Annotated in this window: 9 protein-coding genes and 1 pseudogene; 3 read left to right on the forward strand and 7 right to left on the reverse strand. The window is 35.2% G+C overall.

Features of this window, described 5'->3' with window-relative positions:
- Positions 1-245: 245 nt before the first annotated feature.
- Positions 246-1,631 carry a class II fumarate hydratase gene (gene fumC / locus B371_RS0104665; protein WP_019413144.1) on the forward strand — a complete coding sequence of 462 codons (1,386 nt, stop codon included), beginning with the start codon at positions 246-248 and terminating at the stop codon, positions 1,629-1,631.
- A gap of 149 nt (positions 1,632-1,780) precedes the next feature.
- Here the strand turns inward: fumC and B371_RS0104670 are convergent, their stop codons facing one another.
- From B371_RS0104670 to B371_RS0104680, 4 genes and pseudogenes are all read right to left on the reverse strand, one after another.
- On the reverse strand, positions 1,781-2,080 hold the full coding sequence (locus B371_RS0104670; protein WP_019413145.1) for a hypothetical protein: 300 nt from the start codon (positions 2,078-2,080) through the stop codon (positions 1,781-1,783).
- 84 nt (positions 2,081-2,164) lie between these two features.
- Positions 2,165-2,467 (reverse strand): annotated as a pseudogene (locus B371_RS22715) (cytidine deaminase); the annotation flags it as partial.
- A 169-nt stretch (positions 2,468-2,636) separates the two neighbouring features.
- Positions 2,637-3,188 carry a hypothetical protein gene (locus B371_RS0104675; RefSeq protein ID WP_019413146.1) on the reverse strand — a complete coding sequence of 184 codons (552 nt, stop codon included), beginning with the start codon at positions 3,186-3,188 and terminating at the stop codon, positions 2,637-2,639.
- A 148-nt stretch (positions 3,189-3,336) separates the two neighbouring features.
- A complete protein-coding gene (locus B371_RS0104680; protein WP_019413147.1) occupies positions 3,337-4,002 on the reverse strand; it encodes an HAD family phosphatase in 666 nt (221 codons plus the stop codon).
- A gap of 1,150 nt (positions 4,003-5,152) precedes the next feature.
- Between B371_RS0104680 and B371_RS0104695 the strand changes: the two genes are divergently transcribed.
- Positions 5,153-5,845 (forward strand): hypothetical protein, encoded by a 693-nt coding sequence (locus tag B371_RS0104695; RefSeq protein WP_019413150.1) that lies wholly within the window; start codon positions 5,153-5,155, stop codon positions 5,843-5,845.
- 34 nt (positions 5,846-5,879) lie between these two features.
- On the opposite strand, the gene B371_RS0104700 is transcribed toward B371_RS0104695, so the two are convergent.
- The 3 genes from B371_RS0104700 to B371_RS0104710 all read right to left on the reverse strand — a co-directional run bounded on the left by B371_RS0104700 (position 5,880) and on the right by B371_RS0104710 (position 8,731).
- Positions 5,880-6,482 carry a response regulator transcription factor gene (locus B371_RS0104700; RefSeq protein WP_019413151.1) on the reverse strand — a complete coding sequence of 201 codons (603 nt, stop codon included), beginning with the start codon at positions 6,480-6,482 and terminating at the stop codon, positions 5,880-5,882.
- A gap of 2 nt (positions 6,483-6,484) precedes the next feature.
- Positions 6,485-7,615, reverse strand: coding sequence for a sensor histidine kinase (locus B371_RS0104705; protein ID WP_019413152.1), 1,131 nt, complete (start codon positions 7,613-7,615; stop codon positions 6,485-6,487).
- A gap of 96 nt (positions 7,616-7,711) precedes the next feature.
- Entirely contained in the window at positions 7,712-8,731 is a 1,020-nt protein-coding gene (locus B371_RS0104710) for a fatty acid desaturase (protein ID WP_019413153.1), read from the reverse strand.
- A gap of 278 nt (positions 8,732-9,009) precedes the next feature.
- Between B371_RS0104710 and B371_RS0104715 the strand changes: the two genes are divergently transcribed.
- Positions 9,010-10,293 carry an acetyl-CoA hydrolase/transferase family protein gene (locus B371_RS0104715; protein WP_019413154.1) on the forward strand — a complete coding sequence of 428 codons (1,284 nt, stop codon included), beginning with the start codon at positions 9,010-9,012 and terminating at the stop codon, positions 10,291-10,293.
- Positions 10,294-10,364 lie beyond the last annotated feature (71 nt).

Here is a 10,364-nt window from a genome sequence, read left to right on the forward strand (position 1 = left end):
CGCCGCATTGCGCTACAATCAACCGATACCTGTCTAAAATTTACGGATTATTAATATAATTTCAATTAAATGTTCGTGTTTATTACCTAATTGAGGAGTTATGAAATTGACTCAATTGTAATCTCAAACCTTGTTTTTAATCGTAACAAACTGGAAAAAAAGATGCCAATATAAACAATATAAGTGGCCGTATTTGAATTATCATGTGACGTTTGCTTAAAATGGAAGAATGGAGGGATATTACTATGAAAAATAAATTTCGAATAGAGCATGACTCAATTGGAGAGATTCAAGTACCCGAAGATAAAATGTGGGGTGCACAAACACAACGCAGTAAAGAGAATTTTATGATTGGTACAGAAAAGATGCCTATTGAGTTAATTTATGCTTTTGCGGTATTAAAGAAAGCGACAGCAAAAGTAAATTATGATTTAGGAAATTTAAGTGAGGACAAAATGCAGGCGATTTCTCTGGCGGCTACAGAAATTCAGGAAGGGAAATGGGATGAACATTTTCCGTTAGTCGTATGGCAAACTGGTAGTGGTACACAATCCAATATGAATATAAATGAAGTCATTGCTTATCGGGGAAATCAATTGCTGAAGGATAAAGGGAGCAAAGAATCACTGCATCCAAATGACGATGTGAATAAATCTCAAAGTTCAAATGATACTTTTCCAACAGCAATGCATATTGCGGCAGTGGAAGTGGTACAGGCACAATTACTACCAGAGCTCGAACGTTTACGAAAAACGTTTAGCAATCAAGAAGATGAGTTTAAAGATATTATTAAAATAGGTCGAACCCATTTGCAAGATGCTACACCTCTTACACTTGGACAAGAAATTAGTGGCTGGAACCACATGGTGGTTAAAAGTGAAGAGATGATTCGAGAAAGTCTTATTCACGTAGCTGAACTAGCTATTGGGGGAACAGCTGTTGGAACTGGAATTAATGCACATGCGGAATTTGGTGAAAGGGTAGCAACTGAAGTGAGTAAGGATACTGGCTATAGTTTTGTTTCTTCGCCAAATAAATTTCATGCATTAACAAGCCATGATCAGTTGGTATATACGCATGGAGCATTAAAAGCTTTAGCTGCTAATGTAATGAAGATTGCAAATGACGTTCGCTGGTTAGCGAGTGGACCTAGAAGTGGAATTGGGGAAATCACGATACCTGCTAATGAACCAGGAAGTTCAATTATGCCTGGAAAGGTAAACCCAACACAAAGCGAAGCAATAACAATGGTTGCCACTCAAGTCATGGGAAATGATGCAACGATTGGTTTTGCAGCAAGCCAGGGGAACTTTGAACTAAACGTCTTTAAACCAGTTATCATTTACAATTTTATTCAATCAGTACGGTTGCTAAGTGATAGTATCCGAAGCTTCCATGATAATTGTGTTGTGGGAATTCAACCGAATGTAGAACAACTTGCACATCACGTTAGTAATTCGTTAATGTTGGTAACTGCATTAAATCCACATATAGGTTATGAGAATGCAGCGAAAATTGCCAAACAAGCGCATGAACAAGGAACCACATTAAAAGAATCAGCACTTCAAAGTGGGTTATTAACAGAAGAAGAGTTTGATCTGATTGTGGACCCTTCTAAAATGGTTAGATAAACACTGAGGGCCGGATACTATGATTAACAGCCCAATAGACACCCTATATAAAAGACAGCCGTTTTGAGTGACAAAGTTACTTCAATCGGCTGTCTTTTATTTTAAAGATTATGCTATAGCAGGTAGGCATCCAAAAGTGACCTGAAATCTCATAATACACCTGGAAGTTTATCTATTTCTTCGGAAACAACAAATGCGAGGTCATCGTTACCGAACAGTTGGAGTATTTCAATGAGTGTATTTGACTCAATATCTAAATCTAGCGGTTCATTGTTTTCAATAATTAATTTCATTGCTTCATTCGGTCCTTGAGCAGGATAAGCTTTTTGATAAAGTAACAGTGGATCGATTTCATGATTTTGACACCACTGTACAAATAGTTGAATCATGACCTGTTCATCTTCTTGATATTTTTGAATTATGTATTCTGTTATGCTTTTTTGATCCATAGTCACAAACTCCTTTTATTTTGTTATTGAGAAAAAGAAAGGCGATTTTCACTTTTCTTAAAAGATAAGAAACCACCATGGATTAGGACCCCAATAAAACAACCTTTCTTGACATATCCCACAGGGAGAAAGGACTTTGAATTTAGATTTCTCGTCGTCGCGGACTACACAAATTGAGTGTGTCACCTTCTTATTCAATTTATGAGCTTCTAAGATAGCCCCTGTTTCCATACATACTACAGTTGAATCATTTATAACATCGGGACCTACACTGGTATGTATAGACCCATCTTCTAAAGCAATCGCCGCAGCTCCACCCCAACCAACGGGATATCTCTTTTATATAAGTTCAATAACTGATTCGTATAATTCTTGTTCGATTTTCAATCAAATTCCTCCAATAGTCTAAACGAAATTTATTTATAAAAAACACCACAATGTCCGGAGTGAATATATAATTCCTTCTTCAACTAAGCTGCTCGTTAGTTTAAGAAACCAACCTTTTTCAAAACCTGCGTTCTTGTGCTAAAGCACCTCGTTAGTGAAAAAGCCCCCTTTAATTATTTAATTCAGCATTCCTATTCCATTTTTCAATAATCTCTCCATTTTGGTCGTATCCCACAGCGTTTTCAATTTCAGAAAAAAACATTTCTACATTTACTGTTAAAAAAGATGGAAATTCAGTTATAAACGTATTATTCTTTGCATTAATTTCTTGTATTTCTCCATTTTTATAATGAATTTCAAATTTTTCTATCTCATATTCATTAGTAGTAATAGCACCGTGAATAATATTTCCTATACCTTCAAAATGGTTAGCTGAAACTAAAAAAGGTAGTCCACTATCTGATTCAAAAGTTATACCAACACTTTGTTCATTGTTATATTTGTATCTTCCATTCTCAAATTCATAAACTCCTAAAATATGCTGTGTTTGGTCTAAGTAATAAACTAATTGATTATTATCATCTTGATTAATAACTTTTATCGGTGTTTTCCAATGACTTTGAACAGCTTCTTCAAGACTTGGGTACCCTGTGTTACAACCAGATGAATAACTAAAATGGTAATAAATAATAAAATTAACCTCATAAATCTCACTCTCCATATTAAAAATGACTATTAGCTAAAAAGTATACAGCTATTGTGCTAAACTGCATCTTTACTTCAATAAGCAGGTACGATTTCCCTCTTGAAGAAACGCACCTCGTTACCTAAAGAACGACATTTCATAAATCCTCTCAAGTTTAATCTAATTAGGTAGTACTCACCGATACAATATCCAAAACCTCATCTAAGGTCATATCTTTTTTAGAATTCAGACGTAACACTACTCTTTCATCAAATTTAAGCAATTTAGTTGCTTCGTTGGGGACAATAACACAAGGTATTTCTGCACGAATTGAAGCTAATGAACCATTCGGAGAATCTTCAAATACAACAGCTTCTTTAGGACTAATCTCGAAATAACTAAGGACTTTTTGGTACAAGTCTGGTTCAGGTTTTACATTCTCAACATCATCAGACGTACAAATAAAATCAAAAAACGATATAACATCTAATTTATTCATATGGTAATCAATCCAACTTCTTGAAGAGCTTGATGCAAGTGCAATTTTAATACCGAGTTGAAAGGCTCTTTCTAAATAATCAACCACACCTTCTCTTGGAGATTTACCTTCCAATATTTTTTCATATAAATTACTCCGCTCAATTCTAATGTTATCTCTACTGATTTCTGGATAACTAGACAATAACCTTTCGTAAGGATCAAACCTTAGAGAACTACCAATAGAATCTATCCAATCTTCAATTGGAAAATCCACGTTATATTTTATATATAATTCTTGGAAGGCTTCGAGGTCATAAGTTTCCGTGTCAAAAACTAATCCATCAAAATCAAATATTATTACCTTAACCATTTTTCAATCCCCCAAACAAAATTACTATTTTTTAATCATTCCGCGAGATATATACAATTCCTTATTTCACTAACCTGACCTGTTAGTTTAATAAAATAATAAAGTCCTCTCTTGAAAACTATACCATCATTTTACAATTTATCCTGTAAAATATAAACTTTTCTGTTTTTAAAAACCGATGTAGATTGGATGTGCTTTTAGCATATCATTTAGCAGTACGTTTAGTTGAATTACAACTTTCATTGTAGTGCGACTAAATAGGTTACTAATCATATAGTTGAAAATGATGGTATTAGAGCAAGAATGTTTATATATCAATAAGAAATGGACTGCCAATTCTTATGCGAATTGATAGTCCATTTGTGTTGTGTTTTAAAGTTTTGCACCTCTGAAGAGAACCCGTTAGACTTTTTATATGTATTTTTATTGATTTTTAAAAGGAGAATGATTGTAGTGGAAGGCGGCGACTCCAGTGGGAAAAGCGAGGCCAGGTGAGACCCCGCAGGAGCTCGCGACGAGGAGACTCACGGACCGCCCACGGAAAGCGTCCGCCTGTAACGGAAATCACAAGACTTTAATAGAAGGCTATCTTATAAAGGACCGGGCGCACTTTGCCCGGTTTTTCTTACTAAATAAGAAATTATATGTTTTTCCGAGTTATACCTTTAAACTTGGAGTAGCTATGTCTAGCTACAAGCGCCTGCCCACGGACCCTTTTTGGGGTCAGAAAGACGAAACGTTCGTCTTTGCATCCTTCCAGCGCCCGCGCCCGGCTAGAAGGGGCTTTTCGCTTTTCTTAAATATAAGATAAAACCAGATGGTAATAGCATTATAAAAACTCTTAATCAGAATAGTGTCAATGCGGGTCCAGAATTTAGAAAATCAAGTTTTTAACTGCCTATAAAATGGAAGTATTAGCCGAGTGGATGAAAAAAAGTATGAATGGACGAAAACACTCAAGTAGCAACTTTATTTGGCCTATGTCTTCATTCTTAGGTTGGAAGCAGGTTGATGATCCAAAGTGATCCTGAGACTTTCAGCTTTTCAAAGTGTGTTACATTTTCTAAAGATAGGAACTCAATTAATCATATGCAGAATAACAACAAAACAGGTAAGATAAATAGACGTCATAATGAAAATGGTGAATAGCATGAAGGAAAATAATGATATAAATTCACATGAACTTATCTCTAGAATTTTAGAACAAAAGGATTTACAGGATATGCTAACATTACAACAAGTTGCAATTGCTCATTTGGATTCTAAAGACGTCCTCCAACCTACTACAGTACAGGAATTTGAAACTATTTTGAGTGGAAATGGTTTCATCATTGGTTTATTCGACGATCAAAAATTGATTGCATATCGTACAACACTTGTTCCACCATTAGATGAAGAACATTTGGGTTTAGATGCTGGACTATCTAAAGAGACTTTGGAGCGTGTTATTTATCAAGATTTGTCTATTGTACATCCGGATTATCGTGGACAAGGACTTCAAAAGCAGATGGGTGAGTTAGTAATGGCTCGAATCAATCGAACTCTTTATGATTATGTATGTGCAACAGTCGCTCCATATAACATTCCAAGTCTAAAGGATAAATTTGCATTGGGCCTTCAGGTATTTGCATTGAAAGAAAAATACCAAAGCAAACTTCGTTATGTGTTTATGAAAAAGTTAAATGAGACCCTGCAAATAGACACTACTGAAGAAGGACGGCTTATCCCGATGGATGACACCCATACGCAACAACAGACTTTAAATGAGGGGTATGTTGGAGTAGGTATGCATTACAATAATGGTTGGTTTGTTCAATATCATAAGTTACAAGTTACGGTATAGAATACATACGAAAAAGATTCAAATAAGAATATACTTATTTGAACCAACCTTTTTCTTTAAACTTAGTTATGGCTTCGATTCGATTAGTAACTTGTAGCTTATCTAATATTACAGAAATGTAATTTCTAACTGTCCCTGTCGTAATGAACATTTGACTAGCAATTTCTTTCGTGCTATTACCCGTAGCAATCAGTTCTAAAACTTGTTTCTCACGTTCAGTTAAAGGATTTTCGTTCTCACTATAAGCAAGATCAATGAGTTCTGGTGCGTATATGCGACGACCATCCATTATGCTTCGAATGGAGTTTGCCAAATCTTCGCTAGGACTGTCTTTTAATAAATATCCCATAACATTCGCTTTTCGAGCTCGTTCAAAGTAACCTGAGCGAGCGAATGTGGTGAGGATAATTATTTTGCAATTATGTTCCTTTAACTCTTCAGCCGCATCTAAACCAGTTTTGGATGGCATTTCAATATCCATTATGCATACATCAGGATTTAGTTGATCTACCAACGTAAGAACTTCCTCGCCATTATGTGCTTTTCCTACAACTTCCATGTCATCCTCCAAGTCGAGTAATGAACCAAGTGCACCAAGTAACATACGTTGATCTTCTGCAAGTACAATGCGAATCATAATTAGTCCTCCTTAACCGATTGTAAGATGACGTGTGGAATATGAACATTAATAGTTGTGCCTTCAACTTCCGAAATTTCAAGTTCTCCGTTGACGAACTCTAGACGTTCTCTCATTCCGCGTAAACCGTGACCTTCTAAAAATTGTCTATCCGGATCAAATCCAATCCCATTATCTTGTACTTGGAGAAACAGGTCGTTTTGTGTTTGTTTTATCAATACATGACAAAAAGTGGCTTTACTGTGTTTTACAACATTGGTAATGGCCTCTTTTAAACACATACTAAGAACGTTTTCGACAAGTAAAGGTGTATCTTTTAATACAGGATTTCCTTTGACACGAAAATCGATGTCGGCTGCTTTTAAAATTTGTTGTACACGAATTAATTCGTCCTCGAGTTTACCTGATTGCATATTTGAAACAAGTTCACGCACTTCTTTTAATGCAATACGGGCAGTATGGTTGATATCACGAAGCTCCGTTTTTGCTCTAACTGGATCTTTTTCAATCAATTTGCTTGCTAGATCACTTTTCAACCCAATTAAAGATAGCTTTTGTCCTAGCGTATCATGCAAATCCCGTGCAATGCGTTGGCGTTCTTGCATGATAACGAGCCTAGAAATTTGCTTATTTGCATCTTCTAACTGGTTTTCAAGATTCTCTTGTTTATTACGAACGTAAGAATTAAACGGCAATAATATCACACCGATTATACCGATTAGAATAAACGGAAATTGAGATACAAATAAGTCAGACTGTGTAAAAAAACCAATACTAACAGAAATCATTGTGGTTACCAAATGAACTACATACATTGTGATGAATCCTGCCTTATTTCGAATGTTGCCAATAAAAAAGGCTAAGAATAAAGAAAAATAAAGATATCCAAATAAGATGATTAACGTAATGCTAATGATAATTTGAGAAGCTATCCAAACATACATGCGCCATCCTTTGGAGATAAATGATTGACGATACGTTAAAAAGAATGCTAAAACCAATAACAGTCCAAGAAAGCTTTCTGCAGGTGAAAATGAGTTAAAAATATAAAACAATGGCAAAATACAAAAAATAATCCAAATATAAATACTAACATACGGATTTTTAGGGAAAATTTGATACCAACTCTGCATAATTGCCTCCATAATTTCATAAACGTTTGACTTGGTAATAGTATAACAGACAGAAAAACCATTCCATAAACGGAATGGTTTTTCAAGTATCTTATTTTACAAGCTAGAAGCTTTTGAGCCATTCAACAAGTGTTTAACTTCTTTGAAGCTCACAAATGTTTTCTTTGTTTCGTCATATAGACGGAAGTGAATCGATTTAAAACTAGTTTTCAATGTAATTGTAGTTGCTTGATGTAGTGGTGGAGCAGATTCATGTGCTTGTTCTAATCGATAATTCGGTACACGTGGGCTTAAATGATGCACATGGTGATAACCAATGTTCCCAGTGACCCATTGAAGAACTTTTGGTAACTTATAAAACGAACTGCCATCAACCGCTGCCTTAACATAATCCCACTGTTCCTCATCTTCAAAGTACGAATCTTCAAACTGATGTTGAACGTAAAATAACCAAATACCAAGAGAGCCTGCAACGATTAAGAGTGTTCCTTGAATAATCGCGAATGCTGGTAAACCAATCCACAAAATCATACCCGTATACAGAACAACGATTGCTACGTTAATTAAGTACGTATTCATTTTTTCTTTTTTACGTGCATCCTTACGATTAAAGCGATTTGAAATTAGGTATAAAAATAACGGCCCTAATCCGAACATCACTAGCGGATTACGATAAACACGGTAACCAAATCGACGGCCTGGTGATGCTGCAATATACTCGTCAACTGTCATAACCCATACGTCGCCAGTTCCACGTTTGTCTAAATTACTGCTTGTTGCATGGTGAATATTATGATCACGTTTCCACTTTTCATAAGCGAAAAGCGTAATAATTCCAGTAATGGTTCCTAAAACAGCATTTGCTTTCTTGCTCTTAAAGAATGAACCATGGGTACAATCATGAAAAATGATAAAAATACGAATGACGAATCCTGAAGCAAGTATTGCTAATACTACAGTTAGGAATACTGATATTTCTAAACTTTGATAAGCCAAGAACCAAAGGATGAAAAATGGTGGAATCGAGTTTAATATTTGTTTGATACTTGCCTTCGTGTCGGACTTTTCAAATGGTGCTATTAGCTTGCGCAACTGCATTGTTTTTTCTCTACTCATAGCGTCCTCCTGGAAAAGATGAATTTTTATTTGACATTAATATCTTTGTTACATTAAGAATAGGGATTATGAGCAGATAATAAAAGAGATAAACGTCAAGGGATGACTATGACAAGTGTCATATAGGTCTTGAGATATAGGTAGGAGAAAGGTTTTGAAAACCATGCTATAACTAGATTTTATTAGTAGTTAAATTTCAAAAATGGATTTTGAACTAAGAAATATATTATTTAAAATGCTACAGTAAAGTCAAAAGTAATTAACAGGAGTTGAATGTCATGAGAAAATTATTAAACGAAGATCAAGTTATTAGTTTAATCGATAAAGAAGCTGATATTATCATACCAATTGCAAATGGAGAGCCAATTCTTTTATTGGATATTTTAGAAGAATATGCAAGTCAATTAATAAATGTTAAAATTCATCAAATGTTAGCTCTACACCCAAGAAAGTATATTCTAGGCGAGATGCCAGGACAACTAACACATGTATCTTACTTTTTAGGTGGCACTACTCGGAAAACATACCAACAAGCTAAGATGGAATTGATACCAAATAATTTTCATGAAGTTCCACGAATTCTTGAGAAATCCACGAAAATGTCAATGATTCTTTCAGTTGCTTCCCCTATGGATGAACATGGCTATTTCTCACTTGGCACACAGGCAGATTATGTTGCAGAATTTATAGGGAAAGTTCCTTTCTTATTAGAAGTGAACCGAAATATGCCACGCACATTTGGTCATAATCAAATTCATGTTAGCCAAATTGTTGGATATGTTGAACATGACTCACCACTAGCTGAAGAAGTGATTCCAGAAATTAAGGAAAAAGATATTCGTATTGCTGAAAAAGTAGCTGCAGATATTCAAGATGGGGATACGCTCCAAATTGGAATTGGTTCGGTGCCAAATGCAGTCATGAGCTTATTGAAGAATCACAGAAATCTTGGGATACATACAGAAATGTTGCCAGATGGAATTGTAGATTTAATAGAATCAGGGGCAATTAATGGTACTAAAAAGTTTACTAATAAAGGAAAGATAGTTGCGACGTTTGCATATGGAACAAAGCGACTGTATGAATTTATTGATAACAATTCGTCAATCGAATTTTTACCTGTAAGTGTTGTCAATGATCCACGAGAAATTGCAAAAGAAGAAAATATCGTATCTATCAACGCTACAACAGAAGTCGACTTATTTGGTCAATGTGCATCAGAAACCGTAGGTGGAAAATACTATTCTTCAAGTGGTGGACAAATTGATTTTGCACGTGGCGTTCGTTTTTCAAAGAACGGAAGAGGTTATATTTGCTTGCATTCTACAGCAAAAAATGATGCAATTTCACGAATTAAATTGGATTTGACCCCTGGTTCTGTTGTGACAACTGGGAAAAATGATGTCGATAATGTTGTAACTGAATATGGAATTGCTCGACTTCATGGTCGTTCAATTAGGGAACGTGCAAAGCAGTTAATCAGCATAGCACATCCAAACTTCAGAGATGAGTTAACCGAACAAGCAATTGAGAGAGGAATTATAAGAGCAGAGGACAAATAAGTTTGAGTTGTCAACTATCGCATGAATCTAAAAATTTGTTTCCATATATGAAAAAAAGGGCCGTCCCAAAA

This window comes from Paenisporosarcina sp. TG20, from assembly GCF_000286315.1.
Lineage (GTDB): Bacteria > Bacillota > Bacilli > Bacillales_A > Planococcaceae > Paenisporosarcina.

Excerpts from the sequence above, each read along its gene's own strand:
- fumC (WP_019413144.1), top strand. The coding sequence starts at position 246 with ATGAAAAATAAATTTCGAATAGAGCATGACTCAATTGGAGAGATTCAA.
- B371_RS0104680 (WP_019413147.1), bottom strand. The coding sequence starts at position 4,002 with ATGGTTAAGGTAATAATATTTGATTTTGATGGATTAGTTTTTGACACG.
- B371_RS0104705 (WP_019413152.1), bottom strand. The coding sequence starts at position 7,615 with ATGCAGAGTTGGTATCAAATTTTCCCTAAAAATCCGTATGTTAGTATT.
- B371_RS0104670 (WP_019413145.1), bottom strand. The coding sequence starts at position 2,080 with ATGGATCAAAAAAGCATAACAGAATACATAATTCAAAAATATCAAGAA.
- B371_RS0104700 (WP_019413151.1), bottom strand. The coding sequence starts at position 6,482 with ATGATTCGCATTGTACTTGCAGAAGATCAACGTATGTTACTTGGTGCA.
- B371_RS0104675 (WP_019413146.1), bottom strand. The coding sequence starts at position 3,188 with ATGGAGAGTGAGATTTATGAGGTTAATTTTATTATTTATTACCATTTT.
- B371_RS0104710 (WP_019413153.1), bottom strand. The coding sequence starts at position 8,731 with ATGAGTAGAGAAAAAACAATGCAGTTGCGCAAGCTAATAGCACCATTT.
- B371_RS0104715 (WP_019413154.1), top strand. The coding sequence starts at position 9,010 with ATGAGAAAATTATTAAACGAAGATCAAGTTATTAGTTTAATCGATAAA.
- B371_RS0104695 (WP_019413150.1), top strand. The coding sequence starts at position 5,153 with ATGAAGGAAAATAATGATATAAATTCACATGAACTTATCTCTAGAATT.